Genomic DNA, 20535 nt, shown 5'->3' on the forward strand with positions numbered 1-20535 from the left:
TTGAAAATGCATTTGTTACAAGTAATACTAGAAGAAATCAGCTATTTCTTTCTATAAGAATTTAAAGAACATTTTTTTCTCTTTCGTTTTATTCATCTGTTTTTGACAAGGATATCTTAGAAGTATTTTTTATAAATCTTTGTCCATATATTCTTCCAAAGAAGATTTCAGTTGGTCTAAAAATGCTGTTCGGGATCCAGCACGATATTTCATTCGGTGGAAAGAATGATGCAAATCTCCTAAAGAAATTTGAAACATTCTTTCTAAAGCCAAACTGATTTTGCGTATACCTATTTTACCATTAGAAAGAGAGCTATTTGCGTAAAGAGCATAAATCAGTTCTATCAAGGCATTTTTGGTATCCGTCCAAAGGATGCTATCAGATATATCCCTCGCAGAAAAATCTGCCATTTCATCATCATTGATTTTTTGGAGAATGTAGGTATAGAGTAGTTCATTGGCTATTATCCGAGCCACTTTGTTATCATAATAAGTTGAAAACAGAGGGTCAATTTCAAAGACAAAACTGTTCAAACCATCGTGGAAATTGATGTTGCCTAACCTAAAGTAAGTTTCATCACGATCGGTTCTTCCTGAACGGTAATATCTGTAAAAATCTGAATTGTAGATATGCTCCCTGTATTCCTGTTTTAATTCCTTCAACTGTTCCAAAAAATAACTCGCATACATTTTCCCACCATCAACAGGGCAAGCTGTCTGTATGCGAAATATCTTATTGTGATAAATGAGCTTGGAGAGAATATATGGCTTGATATTGCGAAAGAAATTGATCTCCTCCCAATGGTTTTTAAAACCTTGCTTTGTAACATCCTCTCGTATAGACCATAAGTATTCTTTTAGGTATATAGTCATTTGATATGCTTCATCAATTGCATTAGGTGCAGACAGCGAAATAGCATTTTCTTTTCGCTGTATCTTTGAGATAATATGATTTAATGAAGATATCATTCAGTTTATATAATGGATAACTTGCAAACGCTAAAACAAAAGATAATGTCCATCTATTTCACAATTTCTTTAAACTCATTTCTGTCTTGTTATTACAAATAAAAATTCAGGAATCGGTTCAACTCCTGTTTTCCAGGGCTATAGGTTCGTTTTTATTCCTTCTTTAGCTAGATGTAGCTGAACAAAACCGTTTTTAAGTATCTGTTCTTTATACTTAAATTTTGAATGTAACTCGCTGTTGTTTCCTAAAATAGCTCCAGCTCCAGTGATTATTGGGTTAACGTTAAAATAAATATCTGTAACCAAATCTTTGTCTATAAATGCATTGAAAGTACCTGCTCCGCCTCCAATGGCAATTTCCTGCACATCTTTTCCAGACATATATTCAACTGCCTCCTCCGGACTACTTACGGTCTTGTAGCCATCAACTGTATAAGGTTTATCAGACAATATGATGATTTCTACCCCTTTAAAAAGCTCTTTTACTTCTTTTGGGAATTTTAGAAAATTTTCAAAGGTTTTCAATCCTATCACAATGTTACCAACTTGTCTTACAAATTGCACGTAAAATTCCATAGCTTCTGGTGGTAACTGATGATGAGGATTATCAGCTATTAAAATTCTTCCATTAGCCGAAATGTTTGCTATTACTGTTACTTTCATAATGAATTATATTATTTCTGACTACAAAACTATCAGATATTCGATTTATATTTGTTATTCATTACCTTTAGGAAAGTAACTATTTTATGGAAGATAAAAAAAATAACATCAATAAAGAAAGCATATTGGCGTTAAAAGATGGCATTGAACTGTTGAGTGGCAAATGGAAATTTTGTATCCTGCACAATTTGCAGAACTATGGTACAATGAGGTTTAAAGATTTGCAAGAAATGGCTCTGGGAATATCACCAAAAGTTCTATCTAAAGAGCTTCAGGAATTGGAAGATAATTTATTGATTACCCGAACGGTTAATAATACCAAACCTGTTACCGTTTCTTATGCACTTACCGCACACGCCAAAGAAACTGAAACAGTTGTCAATGCTTTAATTGATTTTGGACTAAAGCATAGAAAGAAGATAAAAGGGAAATAGTTTTTCTATATTGAGTTCAGTTTGTCATTTCTGAAAAAATATTCAGGCAATAGAACAATTGCCTATCTATATAACGGATAAGTTCTTCTTCGTTATAGTGTTCTTTTCTTGCATTTGATTAAGTAAAACGGATAGTTTTCTGTCACTTCGGTTATTTCAAGAAGTCCTGTATCGGCAAATTCTTCTTCAATGGTTTGCCTATCATAAAAGAAGATTTTAACTCCACCAAACATTTCATAACGATCTTTGCCTATTAGCGTTCCTTGTCCATAACTTTGAGCGTCCTTAGTTATTGCTGTAAAAATGATTAATCCATCTTTGGTCAATTGACTAAAACAGTCTTGGATCAATTTTGCTCTTTCGTCCTTATCCAACAAGTAAATTAAACCGTAGCAAAATATTCCGTCATATAAATTGTTGTCAAAAGGCATATCTGTAACAGAACCGTGATAAATTTTCAATCCGCTTCCAAAATGTTTTTGAGCCAAATCAATGGCTGTCTGCGAGATTTCAATACCTGTTACGGTCATTCCCTTCTCAATAAAAATTTGTGCATTACGTCCATACCCAATTCCTGGGATAAGGACATTCTTGATATTATGTTCAAGAAAAATGTCCTTTGTCAAAACGGCAGATTTTGCAGGTTCTAAGCCCCACATTTCTTGTTTGTCTTTAAATGCTTCTTCCCAAAATTCTGTCATATTCTTTATTATTTACAGACTTTATCTTCTAAAATATCGCACATAAACCCCGATTGCTTTATGATTGAAATTATATTTTCTGAATTTATTTCGTTGTCTTCAACTCGTAAAATCGTATGTCCACAAGGATAAGGTAATTCGGTTTCGCATAAATCAAAATTGATTTTCAATTTTGGAAAACTGCTTTCAAGTATTTGTACAATGCGTTCTGCCTGAATTTTGCTTTTGATATTTGTAGTGAAAACTTCTATTCCATCAAATTTTAAGGTTTTTTCTGCTGTCATTTTATTCAAATCTTTTGGCAAAGATAAAAAAGTTTCTATTATTGCGACAATGTAGCAATAAGTTAATGCAAATTATTTGCATTAACTTTGCCAAAGAGAAATAGTAGATATGAAACGTAGAAATACACCGTCAAAAGAAGTTATTTTTAACTTGTTGGCAAATACAGGAAAAGCAATGAGCCGTGATGCGATTGAACAAAAAATAGATGTAGAAATTGACAGGGCTACTATTTACAGAATATTAAATCGTTTTTGTGAGGATGGGTTAGTGCATAAAATTGTAGCCGAAGACGGAAAACAATATTTTGCCATATGTATAAAATGTGATGAAAAAAGTTTTGCCGATAATCATTTTCATTTTCGCTGTGTCAAATGTCAGACAATAGAGTGTTTACCCGAAGCTGTTAATTTTTCTGTTCCCAATGGCTACAATGTTGAAAGTGTGAATTGTGTACTCACGGGAATTTGCAAGGATTGTTCGATTTTATAGTAAGAAAAACAGATTATTACAATCTCCTCCCTTTCTTCTTTTTTTTCATTCGTTTGGCAAACTGTTTTTCCTCGTAGTCCTCGCCCTGTGCATCGGGTAATAAGCTGAGCAATCCTAAATCGGAATTGGACGAATGCTCTTTTGAAAGAAATTCAAAAAGGTCTTTTGTCGGTACGCTGTCTATTTTATTTGCTTTAGAAACAGGGTTATTCTGTATCTTCAATTCGGGTTTGTTTCCATTGTTCCACCAATCATTGAACACGTTTGCCGAGAGGTTTTTATCCAATTGCGAACCGTTCCAAACGCTACGGCTTTCGTGGTCAATAAATGTCATACCGTAAATCCGTCCGCTGTCGTTCCTACGGACAACTGTATTGATGCCCTGCTCGGACAATTGCTTTTTAAAATCCGTTTCGTTGCTTGTCGTATGAATGGCAAGTTCAACCATGTTTTTCAGAACAGACCTTGCAGTATTGGTTTTCATTTTCTCTTTGGACTGTTCAAGGTGTTTTTGAAGTTGTACAACGCCTGCATCTTTTCCGAATAGCGATGCTTTGAACGGATTGCTAACCTTGTTTCCATTCTCGTCCAATGCTACATACACCAATCCGTTTACAGGTTGTCCGTTCCGTTCACCTTTGACTTCCTCCACTGTGATGTTGAAAAGAGAAAGTAACGCATTGTAGCTACCCATAGTTGAAAAGCTATAATACTTTGGCAGATGCCGTACTACCGAAGCAATCTGACTTTTGATGTCGCCATTTTTATGATTTACAGGCTTGAAAACTTTATTGGCTTGTTTCTGCTCTTGTTCAGTAGCCTTTTGCAGATTATACTTCTGTTCCAAATCCCGACAGATTGCCATTGAACGTGGATGGTCGTAATCATCGGGGATTTTCTTTCCGTCAATACCTACGCAGGTTGAAACGATATGAATGTGCGTGCGATCAATGTCCGTATGTTTGAAAACTATGTACGGTTGGTTGCCATAGCCCATACGTTCCATATACTCCTGTGCCATTTCCATAAATTGTTCATCGTTGACCTTATCCGAAGGATCTGGGTTCAACGATATATGCCTTACTGTTTTTTCCGTTTTGATATTTACCGATAAATACGGCTCAAAGCATTTGTTAAAATAGGCTACAGAATACTTGTTGTCAACTGTGTCAGGTATCTTGTTCAAGAGCAGAACCGCTCCGTTTTCTTTATCTACTTTCTGTTGATTGTACAAAATCGCTCCATACATATTGCTTCCCTTTCCAATTTTTGCAATCATAACTTTACTCTCTTTTCAGATGTTTTTCTTCAAATTCCTGTGTCAAACGGATAACCTCTTTAGTAACTTGTACCAATTCTATAGTTTCCTTTTCCAATTTAAAAAGATATGTTCCTGCTTTTTTCTCGGAAAAATTGCGATACAATACCTTCACAATCTGATTGTAATTTGTTCCGATTGATCGGAACTGGCTAAAAAATCGGGTCAATTTTTCGTGATATTCGATAGCATCCATATCAATTTTAACGGTCTTTACCGTCTTCTGAAAGATGCAGGCTGTAATGAAATGTGCCTTTACGTTCATACCCGATTGGTCAAAGAGGGCAAGAAATTTGGCATTATCCTGTGCATTCAGGTTGATGGAATACCGATGTACCGCAGGGTCAATCTTTGGTTTTCTTCCTGATTTCTTAATCTGTTTTCTGTTTTTCTCTTCCATAATAATCCATTTTAATATTAAACAAACGAGCGACTTCGGAGCCGTTTCCAGCCCCCCTGCAAGGGCAAGTGCTCTTGAGGTACGGAAATTCATTTCGAGGACCTCAAGAGATAACTTGCTCTGAACAGGAGTTCAGAAAAATCCGTTTTGCAAACGGATTGGAGTTAGCCGAAAAAAGCAGTCGCTTCCATTACAAAGTTCCATAAGACTATTTGAATAACAACAACTTACAATCACGCCAAACAAAGCCAATAAACGCCAAATACTACCACCTTTATGGGGATTGGAATTGCTTTTATTTCCTTTGTAACTGGTTATCTGGCTGATTGGTTATAACCTTAACTATGTAGCCAATCGGCATAAAGCCCGACAGCAAATCTGCGTGATTGAATGAAAACGAATTATACACTTTTCAGTTAACGAAACAGCTAATTAAGGGTATGCAGGTGCATAGGTAGATAGGTTGTTACATAGGTGCAATCGTACATACAACTGACTGCTTAGCTAGTCAAACAGCTAATTGGATATAATATTAAAATTTAGAGATAATGATACACGAAGAAAACAAAAATCAGCAACCTGAAAAAGAGGATTTTTCTATTGAAAATTTCCTAACTGATGAAAAGAAACAACCTTTGATGAAACAACAAGGAATAACACATCGGGAAGACTTTGCCAAACCTGATGTGGATGAGGAAGCTATTATGCGTGTAATGGCAGGAAAAGAACCCGAGGAAATAGCAATAGAAACGGAACAAACTAAACCGTCAGCGAACAGTACGAAAAAAAGTACCTCCAAGCCTAAGAAGCTGACCAAACAGGACTACTGCGGACAGTTCTTTAAAATTCCGAACAGTACTGCAAGCAAAGGCAAATCGGTGTATGTACGGCAGGAACACCACGATAGATTTAATAGGCTTACAAGTATTATGGGTATCGACAAGTTGACGATTTATGCGTATCTGGATAACATTATCGAATACCACTTTCAGGAGTTCGGAGAGCTGATTAAGGAAATTTATAACGATAAGCACAAGCCGTTGTTTTGATAACTGTCCTTTGGTAAGGATGCGTAACTCCTTTTAAAATTGTTTCCAAAACAAAAAAACAGAAAAAAAAGAAAGCCATTTTATCAAGGCGGACAAGCGGAAAACCAAAAGGAAACGGAATAAGTCCCGAAGGGTGGCAGGGCAATCACACAACAACTGGGCGAAGCCACCATATTTGCCCTGCCATTATGCCGTAAGCTTTTGGTTGGGTGGTGCGGTGGCTGTCCGCCTTATCTTTGCTATCTTTTGTTCTTTTTTTAATCCATTCCAATCAAAGAAAGGATACAAAAAACACGTATGGGATAAATATTGGGTGTTTTTTGGATGCTTTCTCTTATCCGTACAAAACTTTTTAAATGTGAAGGGGCTTTGCGAGGAAAATTTAAAGTGTTTTGAGGATTGCTTTCCATTTATATTGTGCCAACACAAGCCAAATACTGCCACGTAATGTCAAATTAAAATAATACATTCCTTGTGTTCTAAATTAGGGGAAATTTTGAACCTATGGCACAAAAAACAATTACCGAAAAAGAGCGTAAAGAAAACGAGCTATCCGAGAAGAAGAAGAACACTCCTTTTATGCAGGTCGATAAGCATAGCGACCCGATTTCCAATTTCATTACTAACTTTAAACGTCAATTCAAAGATACAAAGGGCTTAGGTCTGGGCAAGCTGTTCGGTGGCAAGCTTGTTGAACAACAAAAACAAACTACCGAACCTGAAAGCATAATAGGTGCAACAAAAACGGTTATACTTTCGGATTTCAAAAACGATGAAAAAGTCAGATTGTACAGAAAAACAATAAGCCTGCCTTGAAGGTAGACAACGCAATCAAACCACAACAAGCTCTCCAGAAGAAAAACAATAAGCCAAAGTTGGGATTATAGCCGAGTATTTTACATCTGAACGCCAAATGCTACCTCTGACGGCAACATTGGAATGACCTATGTAAATAGCTTTTATTTTCGGGGTTTAAATGATGCAGATATGGAAATAACAGTTTTAGACATTCAGATTTTAAAAGCATTGCATAGGGAAGTTAAGGAAGTTTCCAATTTGATAGCAGAAATGACAGCACCCTACAAAGCATTGCAACAGGCAACGAAATGGCTCGACCAACAGGAAGCCTGCCAACTGCTGAACATTAGCAAACGAACGTTACAAACGTATAGGGCAAAGGGTATTCTTGGAGCAACGCAAATCAATCGGAAAACATATTTCAGATTGTCCGAAGTGCAGTTACTAATGCAGGGAGAGCGACCATTAAAAAAGCAAAAGAAATGAAACAGATTGGAAATTCAGACGAGGATATGCTTGCCTTGCTCGAAGCTGTGGTAGGCATCAAAAATGAACTGCTGTATATCAGGGAATATTTCCACCCACTTTTAAAAGGGGAAATCTATCTGTCAGGCGAACAGGTTTGCAAGATGTTGCATATCAGCAAACGGACGTTGCAACAGTACAGAGATGACGGACTGATACCCTTTATCAAGCTCGAACGGAAAATCCTTTTCCGAGAAAGCGATATTATCAAGGTGTTGGAAAATAACTATCAGCGTTAGCTGATTGTGTGAAACTGTAACCGTATCGGTCAATCGAAGAAACAGCCCACTGTCTAAAGCAGTGGGCTTTGGTATTATTACATTTCTATCATTCCATTATTTAATATACTACCAAAATAGCAAGTCAAATTTGATGAAATTTTTTCAAAGACATTAGGAATATAGTCTGATATATTTTCAACAGTCAATTCCTTTTCGATAGGATAATTATGATATGTATTAAGGTAGTTTTTTATATCATATTTCTCCGTATCATTGAGTTTTTCAAAGGGGTTTTGAGCCGTGTAGTTGTGGAAATCTGACAAATGAATGGAAGCACAACCAAATTTATATACATATTGAATATACCCATAAAATTCATTTGCCTTCCCAACCATATCTTTATCTGTTATTTGTTTCCATTTGTTATTTGACGTTAAAACGGTCCATTTCTCTCCTGACAAAGTCTGGTTCATCATTCTTTCTCGTTCATCGAAATCGGATATTCTACCTAAATACATTACTCTGATAAAAGAGTCCAACTCTTGTCTTAATATAGAAACGCAGTTGCCAAATAATCCTTGTGAAAATAAAAGTGTCAATGCTTTTTTATTTTCTTCACTTCTATTCTGAATTAGTGAAATATATTTTTGTCTTATATCCGCCATTATTTGAAGCATTTTTTCTAATAGCTAAAGTACAAAAAAAGCCAATGCTTATATCATTGACTTTCCTTGGTTACTTTATAGATTTCAGAGTTGCGAAACAAAAGAGCGTTCCATACCTTTAAATTTATGCGATACTTTTTGCATATCCTTACCAACTTTCTCGTTGAGTATCTTGGCGTAAATTTGTGTGGTAGCAATATTTTTATGCCCTAACATTTTGCTCAAACTCTCGAGCGGAACGCCCTCGCTCAAAAACAGCGTGGCAAACGTATGGCGTGCTAAATGAAAGGTTACTTTCTTTTCTTTCAGGCATTCAATCTGTTGTGATATTCTCTTTAGGCTATCATTACAGACTGTATTTGATGGAACAGGAAATACCTTTCCATCCTTTGAAAATCCTGCATATTTTTCGATAATCATTTTGGGAATATCCAACAGCATAACATTTGACGATGTGGCTGTTTTTTTTCTACGTATGATAATCCACTGGTTACTGTCAAAGAAATCCTGAATATTGCTGTTTCTAAGCCCTTTCATATCTGAATAGGAAAGACCAGTAAAGCAACTGAAAACAAACAGGTCTTTAACCAATTCGTCTTTCTTTTTCTCGCAGTTGAACGTTACAAGCTGTTCTAACTCGTTCCGCAACAGATAACCTCTGTCTTTGTCCTTTTTGGTGTTCTTATACTCGCTGAACGGATTAAAAGCAAGATGCTTTCTGCTCATTGCCAATCGGCAAAGTGTGGTAAAGCCAATCATATACAGCCAAATCGTGTTATGTGTCAAGCTTTGGTCATCACGTAGGTAGTAATCAAAGTCCTGTACAAATTCAGGAGTAAGGTCGTTAAAAGACACATCGGAGTAACCGTATTTTGTAAGTACAAAATTGCGAAGATGTCTTAATAGTGTTTTATACTTACTTCGTGTTCCATTTACCCGAAGCCCGCTATTGACCTTTTTCTCATAGTCGGAAAGAAACTGTTCATAGAACTTGAAAAAGGTCATTTCTCCGCTTTCCATACCGAGGAAGGCATTTTTAAGTTTAGTACTGTTTACAGCCCCCTCGTTCTTCAGAATTTTGGAATAGCATTCCTCAATGCCCAAACGAATTTTATCAAGCTTGCCGTTCACATCTTGGGCTTCTCGGCTTTTACCTAAAACCCTGCCGTACTTCAAATCCCAATTTGATGCAGAAATATCCAGCTTGGTACTGAATGCAGACTGATTACCGTTTATGGTAATTCTGCACATAACCGTAACTTTCCCGTTCTTCTTCGGGGCATTCTTTTTAAGGTAGAAAAGAACCTTAAACGTTGATTTTTTTGTCGTTTCCATACTCACAATTCTTAATGATAAAATTAAACCTATGTGAGCTACGGAACAATATGAAAAAATATGCAGAAAGCTGAAATACAGTGTTTTATATCGATTGTTTCGAATATTTAAAAGTAACGTTTTAGTAACCTTACTTTTGCCTAACCTCGCTTTTTTCTGCTTTTTACATCATTACCAAAAAATCAAAAACGATTGTAAAGCCTTTATTTACAATCGTTTTACCTGTTATTAATCTTTGATGTATTTTTACTGAAAATTTATTTTAAAAACAAACAAGTGCCGTAGAAAAATGTTACTTCGCTCATTACGACGGGGTCACGGGTTCGAATCCCGTCTCTTCCACAGCAAAAAAACACAGTCTATATAGGAAGAGTAGCTCAGCTGGTTAGAGCACGACTGCATTTTTTGCTTATTGCCTTGTTTTCATCATATAAGAAGCCGGAAGTGGAACGTTGAAAGATCTTTGTATCATAATTTTCTATTAAGTCGGAGGAATCTCAGACTTGCCATTTTTCTTCTTTCCACTTCCAGCTTCTTTATATGACCCGTTTGAAGTGTCGTCAGGAAAAAATTCATCGTAACACAATCATGGGAGGAATAGCGAAGCCGGTAATTCCGGCAAGGCTATCCGGTTCGACTCCGGCATACGTACAGCCCGTTTTTTCCTTACTATTACCTTTAAAAAATTGCCGGTAAATTATTTACCGGCATTTTTCATTGTGTCTTCAAGCTCTTCTTCAAACATGACTTTCCATTTTGAAAGCGTTGTTCTGCTTATTTTATATTTTCTCGACATATAGCTTGTGGAATGCCCGTGCTTTTTCTGGTACTGAAGCAGTTTTAGCATAGTCTGTCTGTCATAGGTTTTGAGTTTTTGATTTTCCCTGGACTGCTTGAACAGTTTTTCATTAAACTTAAGGACATCCTCACTCGTGTTAAGCTTTTCAAGAAGTTCCTTGATTTTTGGATCTTTCAGCTTTTCAGGATATTCCATCTTCAGCATATCCTGATAAATTCTTTTGTAATTTGGGCGCATGTCTTATCTGTTTATCCGTTTACATTATCACTCTTCTGAAGCCATCTGTGCAGTGTACTTTTAGGAATAGAATATTCTTTAATGACCTCACTTTGGGTCATTTCACCGGAAAGAATCCTTTTCATAATGAAGTCTTTGATTTCCTGAGTATAAATATTTTTCCTGAAATAAGGTGTTTTCTCGGACTTTTGATTGCTTTTGTTAACGGCAGAGGGTGGTGCATATAAAATCAAATGGGAGCTGTAGAGCCTGAAAAAATCATATTCCAGCAACTTACTCCATCTTAAAAGAAGATCCGTATCCATTGATCTGCTTTCATACATCATTTCAACCGTTTCTTCATCTTTGTTTAAAAACTTGCAGATTCTCTCAATTGCTATTTCAATTTCATCAACCCTTTCCTTAATAAATTTCCCAATATGGATTTCTTTATATAACATTTTTACTTGAATATTATTCTTTTATTTAAACTTATATATAAAAAAACGAGAATAGGTAATTTATATTATTTATATAGTAGGAAATTGTTGTCGAAAATTTGAAATTTATAAGAAATGAAAATTATGTTTGAAGAATAGCTAAAAATATTCAATAAAATTATCTATCTTAAAAAATGACTTTTAACTATCAATAAAACAGGCAGGTAGGAATTACCTTAATATATTGATATATTCTTTTCAATGGTTTTCTTCTTCTTTTCAAACTTCTTTTTCCTGCCATTTGTGTGAAATAATATATAACCTATTAAGGTTTTTACACAATTCTTTGAGTGAAAGCTGCAGATGGATTGATAAGCAGCTTTATACACATTGAATCTTTAATTAGTACCAAATAATTGCTTATTTGCTTTCAAATGTAGACAAAAATAAAATGTAAAAACAGTCATAAATACAAAAATTACACTTTATCTATTTATTTTAATTAAAATTAACATATTATAAGGGCTGATGTGTGAATTATTTAAAACAATAACTTCCTTATCATAAAATCATAAAAAGAAAAAATTGTATACCATCCGCACAGTACATACCTTTGCATATCAATGAAGAATACACTAAGCTTATTCGATTTTTCAAAAAAAATCAATTATAAAAATGAACTGCTGGCAGGTTTTACTGTAGCAATGACGATGATTCCCGAATCTCTTTCATTTGCTATTCTTGCCGGGCTGTCTCCTCTTACAGGTTTGTATGCAGCTTTTATGATGGGACTTGTGACTGCAGTTTTAGGAGGGCGTCCCGGTATGGTTTCCGGTGGAGCCGGAGCAACCATCGTGGTGTTGATTGCTTTGATAAAGTCGCATGGAGTAGAATATCTCTTTGCTACAGTTGCATTAGCCGGGATATTGCAAATGATGGTAGGAATCTTTAAGTTGGGAAAATTTGTGAGACTTATCCCACAGCCTGTTATGTACGGGTTCCTGAATGGTTTAGCTATTATTATTTTTATGGCGCAGGTTGAACAGTTTAAAATAACAGACAGCAGCGGAGCTGTAAGCTGGTTGCAAGGGATGCCTCTATATATAATGGGTGGTTTGACAGCTCTGACGATTGCCATCGTTTATTTCTTTCCCAAAATTACAAAAGTTGTTCCTGCTTCTCTCGTAGCTATTATAATTGTATTTGCTGTTGTTCTTGGATTTAATATTCCAACAAAAACAGTTGCAGATATTGCTCATATCAGTGGGAACCTCCCGGGTTTTCATATTCCCAAGATTCCTTTTTCCCTGGAAACTTTACAGATTATTTTTCCTTATGCCTTGATTATGGCAGGAGTAGGTCTTATAGAATCTCTTCTGACGCTATCCATGGTGGATGAAATTACCAATACAAAGGGAAGCGCCAACAAAGAATCAGTGGCACAGGGATTGGCAAATATTACCAATGGTTTCTTTGGCGGAATGGGAGGCTGTGCAATGGTAGCACAGACTTTGGTAAATCTGAACGCAGGTTCCAGAGCGAGATTATCAGGAATTGTGGCATCTGTGCTTATTTTGATAATCATTCTGGTTGGAGCTCCGGTGATAGAGAAAATTCCTATGGCTGCTTTGGTCGGAGTAATGATGATGGTTGCCATCAGTACATTCCAATGGGTATCTATCAGGATTGTGAATAAAATGCCGAAGTCTGATATCTTCGTTGGAGTTACTGTAGCATTGATTACGGTAATTTTACATAACCTGGCTTTGGCTGTTTTGGTTGGAGTAATCATTTCCGCATTGGTTTTTGCCTGGGATAATGCCAAAAGAATCCGCGCAAGAAAATATATTGATGAAAATGGAGTGAAGTTTTACGAAATATACGGACCGCTGTTCTTTGGTTCAGTAACGGCATTTACAGATAAATTTGATCCTTTGAATGATCCTGAACAAGTGGTTGTAGATTTTAAAGAAAGCCGCATTGTAGATATGAGTGCTATAGATGCACTGGACAAGTTATCCAGACGTTACAAACAACAGAATAAAACCTTGCATCTGCGTCATCTCAGTGAAGACTGCCGGAAAATACTGAAAAATGCAGAAGCTGTAGTAGAAATTAATATTCAGGAAGACCCGACTTATAAGGTGATGCCGGAGAAATAGGGGAGAAGTCTCAATAAGTGAATTTTGCTTCGCAAGTGAATCGTGAGTTCTTTATAGCATAAAAGAATTGACAAGCGCAGCGTATTGACGATTGACGATTGACGATTGACTATTCACAATATACATCCCATAACCAGACAAGGACTGTAAGAAAAATCTACAGTCCTTGCTTGTTTAGGTTATTAATGTATTCGCGATGAAATCAGGCACTAAAGCGTAGTGTGATAATTTCATGCTGATGGAAGCTCTTCCACTTGTCAGTGTGCGAAGATCAGAAATGTATCCAAAAGTTGAGGCTAATGGAACTTCTGCTGCAAAAATCTTTCTTCCGGATTTTTCATCAATAGAAGTGATAATTCCCCTTCTTCTGTTGATATCTGCAGTAACAGCACCTGTGTATTCCTCAATACTCTGGATTTCTACCTGCATGATAGGCTCCATCAGTTTAGGGGAGCATCCTTTTGCAGCCGCTTTAAATCCTTCTCTCGCAGCAATTTCAAAGTCAAAGGCTGCAGAGTCCTGAGCGTGGAAAGAACCATCCAGAAGAGTAATTTTCATGTTTTCTAAAGGATATCCTTTCAATGGACCGTGTTCCATAGCTTCTCTGAATCCTTTTTCAACAGAAGGAATGAATTCAGTCGGAATAACTCCGCCTTTAATCATAGTAATGAACTCTAATCCTGGTTCATTACCATTTCCTGGTCCAATTTCAAAAGTAATATCAGCGAACTGACCGCTTCCTCCGTTTTGCTTGGAAAGCTTTTCTCTGTGAACTTTGGTTGTTGTTAAGACCTCACGGTAAGAAACCTTAGGTTTTCCCTGATTGATTTCAATACCATGGTTCAGACGGATTTTCTCCAAAGTAACTTCAAGATGTAGCTCTCCCAATCCACTCAGTAAGGTTTCTCCTGTTTGCGGATTTCTTTCCACCACCAAAGAAGGATCCTCTTCCTGGATCTTGGCCAGCACCAAACCGAAAGATTTCTCATCTCCATTGGTTTTAGGCTCAATGGCAACTCGGATCACAGGAGTCGGAATCGTGATTGCTTCCAGTAATATCGGCTGATCAGGGGATGATAAAGAATCTCCGGTTTTGGCGTCCTTTATTCCTGTCAAAGCAACAATATCCCCTGCCTTAGCATCATCCATGGACAACGTCTTATCCGACTGCATCTGTAAAATTCTCGAAACTCTGTAACTTTCGCCTGTTCTTACATTCAATATGGTATCACCAGATTTAATCACTCCGGAATATACACGCAACATCGCCAGTCTTCCCATATGTTTATCAATCACAACCTTGAAGACAAGCCCTGAAAAAGAAGCCATTTCATTTCTTTTCAATGTTACAGTTCCTTCTGTATGAGGATCTTTACCCTGCAGGTCAGCAAGTTGATCCGGAGCAGGAAGATAAGTCACCACAGCATCAAGCAGAGGCTGGATTCCCTTATTCTTAAAAGCAGCACCACATAAAACAGGAACCGCTGAACCGGATCTGCAGACTCTTTGAATGGCTTCTGTGATCATTCCGGGAATTACTGTTTCTTCAGTATCCATAAATGTTTCAAAGAACTGTTCATCATTTTCTGCAAGAGTTTCCATTAATTTTACTCTGTATTCGTCGGCTTCAGCAATATAATGATCAGGAATTTCCTTTTCCACAATGATTTCGCCGTTTTCATCGGTCCAGTATAGCGCTTTCATTTTGACAAGATCAATAACTCCTTCAAAATGTATTTCAGCCCCAATCGGAATCTGAAGGGCGAGAGGAAAAGCATTCAGCTTGGTTTTTATCTCTTCAAGAACGGCAAAAAAGTCTGCACCAATTCTGTCCATTTTATTGATGAAACATATTTTGGATGTTCCGTGTTTTTCAGCTTGAAACCAAACATTTTCAGTCTGTGGCTGAACTCCTGAAGAAGCGCAGAAAACGGCTACAACACTATCCAGAACTCTTAAAGAACGTTCTACTTCCACTGCAAAATCAATGTGGCCCGGTGTATCAATAATGTTAATATTATAAACCTTACTGTCTTTTTTCCATTGGGTAGAAACCGCCGCTGATGAAATGGTAATTCCTCTGTTCCTTTCCTGAATATCTTTATCCATGGTGGTGTTTCCATCATCTACGTTACCGATTTTATGAATGAGCCCCGTGTAATAAAGAAGCCGTTCAGATAACGTTGTTTTTCCTGCATCTACATGTGCTATAATCCCTATATTTCGTGTGTTATATTTCATTTTGTTTGTTTTAAATTGTTGATTTTTAGATCTGTGATTATAAAAGATTCTCAGAAAAAAGAGCGCAAAATACCCTCCGGTCTCATAAAGCCGGCAAAACATTTTTGTATTTTGTAACAATGGAAAATTTTCAGAGATCTTAACAAATAACACAAATTCGTTGAATTGTTAAAGTCTGAAATCAGGGCAGCAAAAAAGACCTATCCGAATAGACAGGTCTTCAATATATTTTTGGGTATAAAAGATCTATAAAACTATTCAGATAAATATTCAGTGCTGCCAAAGAACACAGCTCTGACAGGATTGCTTAAAGTTATAATATTTATCATTTTTGTTGACATTGTTGATTTTTAATCGGTTGCGAAATTATAATTTTTTTTTGATTTTCAAAGAATTTTTGAAATTTTTTTTAAATACCTCATGAAAAACACCTTCTGAAGATCCACACAAAACTTTGAATTTTCATAAAAATATCTTAAAACAGACAACAGACATAATGCTTTTATAATAAATATTTTATCTTTGGGAAGAATAGTATCGTAAACACTTTTTGATGATTAGAAAATTTTAAATCTTTTTCAAGAAGCTAAATAAAAACTTTTAACTTAAAACTATTGAAAACAGATATCGACATCCACAATCACTGTCATTTTTCCTTTGACCTGTGGCTCACCTTAATCAAATCTCATCCTGAATTTAAAACAAAAAGAGTTGAGCTGTTCTCCTCATTTTTTAACGTAGATAAACCGATAGAAGAAGTTGCGAAAACCGTAAAATATTATGATGATCTTTGCAATACCATTAATGAAGTTACAGGTGGAAATATAGATACTTTTGAAATTTACCTGATGATTCTCGGAGCTCTGAATGTTGATATAAAATCTTTGGATAGAGAAAAACTCAATGAGTTTTACAATAAAAGTGAAGAATTGTTTCTGGAGTACAGGCCGGTTGTGATTTTCGAGAATATTCATGACTTTTTTGAAAATATCAAAAATCAGGGAAAAACTATTAATATTCTGAGCAATACCGGATTTATCAAAGGAACTACCATGAGAAAATTTCTGATTCATGAAAATCTGGACCAGTACATCGATTTCCATATCTATTCCGATGAAATGAACTGTTCCAAACCTAATCCGCTTATTTTTCAGGAAGTGAAGAAGAATATTAAAGATCAGGATTTGCCTATGAACCGGATCCTGCATATCGGAGACAATCCGGTAGCAGATTATCAGGGAGCGAAGAACTTCGGCTTCAGTGCACATTTACTTAAACACTAACTATAAACATGAATACAAGATACAGCTTACACCACATTCATTCGGCGGATGAGTTTACGTTCTCACCTGCGGAATACAGTTATTTCAAATATGGCGATAAGTCGTATGCTGAAAAATTTGCAAGAGAATTATTTGACGGGTTTATTTCCGAAAACGAACAGCTTCTCAAGACTGATAGAGAAATTGTAGTGCTTCCAAGCCCTTATATGGCGATTCCTACAGCTTCCAATTTTTTATGCTTTTATTTTAAAAAACATCTGGACTTTTATTTGTTTCAACAAGGAAAGAAGTCCAGCGTCTTATCGAAAATTAATCGTAATCATACATACATTACAGATTATGGGAATCTTAATTTTGAAGACCGCAAAAATCTGATTGCCAATGATACGTATTATATCGATAAGGATTTTTTGAGAGGAAAACTTTGTATTTTTATAGACGATATCAAAATAACCGGTAGCCATGAATATACAGTGAACAGAATTCTTGATGAATATAAGGTTGAAGCAGACTTTATGTTTCTGTATTATGCAGAACTGATGAATTTTGACCTTGACCCAAAGATTGAAAACTTTTTCAATTACTATGCAGTAAAAAATGTAAATCACGTCGCAGAAGTGATGAATAAGGAAAGTTTTCAGTTTAATACAAGGATTGTAAAATATATTTTAGGTCTGGATTCAGGTAATTTTGATTATCTTACGTCTAAAGTAAAAAAGGAACAGATGGATCTTCTTCTGGAGCTTGCCATCAGTAACAATTATCATTTAATAAAAGAATACGAAAACAACATCAATACTTTAATACAAACTGAATTATATTATGGCTATTAACTTACAAAAAGGACAAAGAGAAAATATCAACGCACCTAAATTTACTGTAGGTTTAGGATGGGATATCAATAATACTTCTACAGGAACGGCTTTCGATCTTGATGCCTCATTATTTTTGCTAGGAGAGGACAAAAAATTAATTTCAGATAATCATTTCATTTTCTATAATAACCTTGAGTCTCCGGACAAGTCTGTAATCCACACGGGAGATAATCTTACAGGAGAAGGAGCAGGTGATGATGAGCAGATCAAGATTGATCTTACAAAAATTGATAATGCGGTCAAAGAAATTACAGTAGTGGTAACAATTCATGAAGCAGATTCAAGAAAGCAAAACTTTGGGCAGGTAAGAAATTCTTTCATCAGAATTTTTAATACAGATACGAATGAAGAGATCTTAAAATATGAATTAGACGAAGATTTCTCCATCGAAACCGCTGTAGAATTCGGAAGAATCTACAACAGAAACGGAGAATGGAAATTTGAGGCTGTAGGGGCAGGCCAAAGAGAGGGCCTTGAGAAATTTGTATCAATTTATCAGAAGTAATCATGGACAATCAGGAAAATCAACCCATAGATCCGCTAGGATCAATAGAGCCTCTTAAAACCTTTGAACCAACTCCAATGGTTCCTCCAACTCCTTCTCAGCCTGTTCAAAATGCAGCGCCGGGAGTTCTTGTGGACAGAGAGGGAAATGTAAACCTGACGCAGCTGCAGTCAGAAGAACGCCAGAAATATGAAGTTCTTGCCAATTCTATTGATGAGACCAATCCGGGTTCCATCGTAAATTTCGGAGCTGATCTTCAGAAAACATTATCCAACCAGAGTGACAGCTTCCTGGGGAATGTAAGAAGATCAAACTCAGGAGAAGTAGGAGGGCTTATCAATGACCTTTTGGTGGAGCTTAATTATGTAGATGTAGACGAGCTTAACGGAAATAAAGTGAAAAGCTTCCTGAGCAAATTACCATTTATGAAAAAGGTAATGACTCAGGTGGAAAATCTTTTTGCAAAATATGATAAGATCATCAATAATATTGAGCAGATCTCGTATAAAGTAAATGCAGGAATGATCACGTCTACAAAAGACAATGCTGTGCTTCAGACTATTTTTGAAAGCAATGTGAATTCTATTAAGCAGATTGAAGAGCTTGTCATTGCAGGAAATATCAGAATGGAAAGAGCTGCAGGCGAGCTTGCTGTAATGGAAGCCAATCCGCAGAATTATCAGGATTATCAGATTGCGGATAAGAGAGATTTCATTGCAAGATTAGACAGAAGAATGGCTGACCTTAAAGTGGTGCGTGTGATTATGATGCAATCACTTCCGCAGATCAGGCTGGTACAAAATAACAACGTATCAATTGCTGAAAAAGCTCAGACGATCCTTACCACTACACTTCCGGTCTGGAAAAATCAGCTTTCGCTAGCTGTGGCAATGTACAGACAGCAGCAGAATATTGAAATTCAGCAAAAAGTATCTTCTACTACTGAAGAAATCTTAAGAAAGAATGCGGAGCGTCTAGGCCAGAATTCTGTGAATGTTGCCAGAGCAAACGAGCAGACTATCGTATCTGTGGAAACTTTGAGAGAAACAACATCAATGCTGATCAATACATTGAATGAAGTGAAGCAAATCCAGAAACAGGGTGCAGATAACAGGAGAAAACTGGATCAGGATCTTCAGACATTGGAGCATGAACTTAAAGCGAATGTCAGAGGTTAATTTATAGGATACAAAGGTGGGAGATGATGCAGCAACCATATTGTCACAAAGCAAAAGAAGGTTAACCAGGCTTAAGCTTCTTGCTAATTTTTTTGAACATATTGACATCATATCAATTTATATCAAAACTGATATTATCCACAATCTGTTCCAGGAAAATACAGCTTTGGATTATAATAAACTGGAACTTTTCCACCTGCAGTATACTGACAGTCTCATAGAACTTCTGACCAAAATTAAAAAGCAGAAAGAAAATGATATGCTGGCTGTTATTAACGAAATTAACATCAACAATAAATATATTTCAGGTTTTGAAGAAAGACGGGTAGACAGCTTTCAGACCGACAGGAAAATGTACAGTGGTGTATTTTCCCAACATCTGAAAACCTTGTATCAGGATCTTACGGAAGATCGCTTTACAGCCAATTGGGATAATGTATTGTACTTTCATAAAAAATATGCCAGGGAATTTTACAGAACGGATGCAGATGAAACTCTGCTGAAATCTGATTCTTTCCCCTCATATCAGTACAAAGATTATTCTATTGAAAGGAAATTATTGGGAAGGCTCAATATACAAGGTTTTAAAGTCCGTTTTGTATGTGGCTACCTTATCGGAACCTATGATTATGAGCTTTTCAGGATCTTTCAGACTGATGATTATTTTATTTTCAGCGTGGATGAAAAGAAATTGTATCTTTTCGATAAAGAACTGGATAAGTTGGATATTTCCGAAAATCAGTCTAACCAAAGTTCCATTATTGATCAGCTGAAAAGCAAAAATGAACAGTTGGAGCACACCATGAACGAAAGAAAACGTTTCCTGCCAACAGAAGTGGAAGCCGTTTTGAAAGATTATATCAGAAACCTGGAAAATATAGATATCATGAGCAAGATATTTGATTTCAATGAAGAGACAAATATCCTGCGGGCAATGCTTAATTTGAATTTGAATAATAATTAAAGGCAAAATTGCAGAACAGC

General features: G+C 36.1%; 23 protein-coding genes. 12 read left to right on the top strand and 11 right to left on the bottom strand.

The annotated features are described in order from the left end of the window. Window positions 1-129 precede the first annotated feature (129 nt). Window positions 130-969, bottom strand: coding sequence for an RteC domain-containing protein (locus EL165_RS20150; protein WP_002984842.1), 840 nt, complete (start codon window positions 967-969; stop codon window positions 130-132). A 138-nt stretch (window positions 970-1107) separates the two neighbouring features. After that, the gene (locus EL165_RS20155) at window positions 1108-1632 is read right to left on the bottom strand and encodes a dihydrofolate reductase family protein (RefSeq protein ID WP_002984840.1); all 525 of its coding nucleotides are present in this window, start codon (window positions 1630-1632) and stop codon (window positions 1108-1110) included. Window positions 1633-1718: 86 nt separating this feature from the next. Between EL165_RS20155 and EL165_RS20160 the strand changes: the two genes are divergently transcribed. Next, window positions 1719-2066: a winged helix-turn-helix transcriptional regulator gene (locus EL165_RS20160; RefSeq protein ID WP_002984839.1), complete on the top strand. Its 348-nt coding sequence runs from the start codon at window positions 1719-1721 to the stop codon at window positions 2064-2066. Window positions 2067-2158: 92 nt separating this feature from the next. On the opposite strand, the gene EL165_RS20165 is transcribed toward EL165_RS20160, so the two are convergent. Together EL165_RS20165 and EL165_RS20170 are read right to left on the bottom strand one after the other, a co-directional pair. Continuing rightward, complete coding sequence (locus EL165_RS20165) at window positions 2159-2767, bottom strand: class I SAM-dependent methyltransferase (RefSeq protein ID WP_002984837.1); 609 nt, start codon at window positions 2765-2767, stop codon at window positions 2159-2161. 8 nt (window positions 2768-2775) lie between these two features. Continuing rightward, window positions 2776-3051, bottom strand: a complete 276-nt coding sequence (locus tag EL165_RS20170) for a hypothetical protein (RefSeq protein ID WP_002984835.1) — start codon at window positions 3049-3051, stop codon at window positions 2776-2778. A gap of 109 nt (window positions 3052-3160) precedes the next feature. On the opposite strand from EL165_RS20170, the gene EL165_RS20175 reads away from it, so the two are divergent. Next, the gene (locus tag EL165_RS20175) at window positions 3161-3541 is read left to right on the top strand and encodes a Fur family transcriptional regulator (RefSeq protein WP_002984834.1); all 381 of its coding nucleotides are present in this window, start codon (window positions 3161-3163) and stop codon (window positions 3539-3541) included. Window positions 3542-3557: 16 nt separating this feature from the next. On the opposite strand, the gene mobB is transcribed toward EL165_RS20175, so the two are convergent. Together mobB and mobA are read right to left on the bottom strand one after the other, a co-directional pair. Further along, window positions 3558-4820 (bottom strand): conjugal transfer protein MobB, encoded by a 1263-nt coding sequence (mobB, locus tag EL165_RS20180; protein WP_002984832.1) that lies wholly within the window; start codon window positions 4818-4820, stop codon window positions 3558-3560. A gap of 4 nt (window positions 4821-4824) precedes the next feature. Beyond that, entirely contained in the window at window positions 4825-5259 is a 435-nt protein-coding gene (gene mobA, locus EL165_RS20185; protein ID WP_034868169.1) for a conjugal transfer protein MobA, read from the bottom strand. A 548-nt stretch (window positions 5260-5807) separates the two neighbouring features. Here mobA and EL165_RS20190 point away from each other — a divergent pair. From EL165_RS20190 to EL165_RS20205, 4 genes are all read left to right on the top strand, one after another. Beyond that, window positions 5808-6308 (top strand): DUF3408 domain-containing protein, encoded by a 501-nt coding sequence (locus EL165_RS20190; RefSeq protein ID WP_002984828.1) that lies wholly within the window; start codon window positions 5808-5810, stop codon window positions 6306-6308. Window positions 6309-6812: 504 nt separating this feature from the next. Then, the gene (locus EL165_RS20195) at window positions 6813-7124 is read left to right on the top strand and encodes a hypothetical protein (protein WP_232529145.1); all 312 of its coding nucleotides are present in this window, start codon (window positions 6813-6815) and stop codon (window positions 7122-7124) included. A gap of 171 nt (window positions 7125-7295) precedes the next feature. Next, entirely contained in the window at window positions 7296-7592 is a 297-nt protein-coding gene (locus EL165_RS20200) for a helix-turn-helix domain-containing protein (protein WP_041462183.1), read from the top strand. Next, window positions 7589-7870, top strand: coding sequence for a helix-turn-helix domain-containing protein (locus EL165_RS20205; RefSeq protein ID WP_002984822.1), 282 nt, complete (start codon window positions 7589-7591; stop codon window positions 7868-7870). The genes EL165_RS20200 and EL165_RS20205 overlap by 4 nt, the downstream gene beginning before the upstream one ends. 77 nt (window positions 7871-7947) lie before the next feature. On the opposite strand, the gene EL165_RS20210 is transcribed toward EL165_RS20205, so the two are convergent. The 4 genes from EL165_RS20210 to EL165_RS20225 all read right to left on the bottom strand — a co-directional run bounded on the left by EL165_RS20210 (window position 7948) and on the right by EL165_RS20225 (window position 11328). Further along, the gene (locus tag EL165_RS20210) at window positions 7948-8517 is read right to left on the bottom strand and encodes a hypothetical protein (protein WP_034868166.1); all 570 of its coding nucleotides are present in this window, start codon (window positions 8515-8517) and stop codon (window positions 7948-7950) included. Between the two features lie 84 nt (window positions 8518-8601). Next, window positions 8602-9852 (bottom strand): site-specific integrase, encoded by a 1251-nt coding sequence (locus EL165_RS20215; RefSeq protein ID WP_002984818.1) that lies wholly within the window; start codon window positions 9850-9852, stop codon window positions 8602-8604. A 697-nt stretch (window positions 9853-10549) separates the two neighbouring features. Then, window positions 10550-10888 (bottom strand): hypothetical protein, encoded by a 339-nt coding sequence (locus tag EL165_RS20220; protein WP_002984816.1) that lies wholly within the window; start codon window positions 10886-10888, stop codon window positions 10550-10552. Between the two features lie 11 nt (window positions 10889-10899). After that, window positions 10900-11328 carry a hypothetical protein gene (locus EL165_RS20225; protein WP_002984813.1) on the bottom strand — a complete coding sequence of 143 codons (429 nt, stop codon included), beginning with the start codon at window positions 11326-11328 and terminating at the stop codon, window positions 10900-10902. Window positions 11329-11930: 602 nt separating this feature from the next. On the opposite strand from EL165_RS20225, the gene EL165_RS20230 reads away from it, so the two are divergent. Continuing rightward, window positions 11931-13469 carry a SulP family inorganic anion transporter gene (locus EL165_RS20230; RefSeq protein ID WP_002984812.1) on the top strand — a complete coding sequence of 513 codons (1539 nt, stop codon included), beginning with the start codon at window positions 11931-11933 and terminating at the stop codon, window positions 13467-13469. A gap of 174 nt (window positions 13470-13643) precedes the next feature. On the opposite strand, the gene fusA is transcribed toward EL165_RS20230, so the two are convergent. Continuing rightward, window positions 13644-15710: an elongation factor G gene (gene fusA, locus EL165_RS20235; protein ID WP_041462182.1), complete on the bottom strand. Its 2067-nt coding sequence runs from the start codon at window positions 15708-15710 to the stop codon at window positions 13644-13646. Window positions 15711-16324: 614 nt separating this feature from the next. Here fusA and EL165_RS20240 point away from each other — a divergent pair. From EL165_RS20240 to EL165_RS20260, 5 genes are read left to right on the top strand one after another with little or no spacing between them, the layout of a single operon-like run. Then, a complete protein-coding gene (locus EL165_RS20240; protein WP_002984808.1) occupies window positions 16325-16993 on the top strand; it encodes an HAD family hydrolase in 669 nt (222 codons plus the stop codon). An 8-nt stretch (window positions 16994-17001) separates the two neighbouring features. After that, window positions 17002-17826, top strand: a complete 825-nt coding sequence (locus EL165_RS20245; RefSeq protein WP_002984806.1) for a phosphoribosyltransferase family protein — start codon at window positions 17002-17004, stop codon at window positions 17824-17826. Then, window positions 17816-18373: a TerD family protein gene (locus EL165_RS20250; RefSeq protein ID WP_002984804.1), complete on the top strand. Its 558-nt coding sequence runs from the start codon at window positions 17816-17818 to the stop codon at window positions 18371-18373. Before EL165_RS20245 ends, EL165_RS20250 begins: the two co-directional genes overlap by 11 nt. A 2-nt stretch (window positions 18374-18375) precedes the next feature. Then, window positions 18376-19551 (top strand): toxic anion resistance protein, encoded by a 1176-nt coding sequence (locus EL165_RS20255; RefSeq protein WP_002984802.1) that lies wholly within the window; start codon window positions 18376-18378, stop codon window positions 19549-19551. Between the two features lie 16 nt (window positions 19552-19567). Then, window positions 19568-20515, top strand: a complete 948-nt coding sequence (locus EL165_RS20260) for a hypothetical protein (RefSeq protein ID WP_002984801.1) — start codon at window positions 19568-19570, stop codon at window positions 20513-20515. The last annotated feature ends 20 nt before the right edge of the window (window positions 20516-20535 follow it).

Origin of the sequence: Chryseobacterium gleum, from assembly GCF_900636535.1 — a bacterium.
Lineage (GTDB): Bacteria > Bacteroidota > Bacteroidia > Flavobacteriales > Weeksellaceae > Chryseobacterium > Chryseobacterium gleum.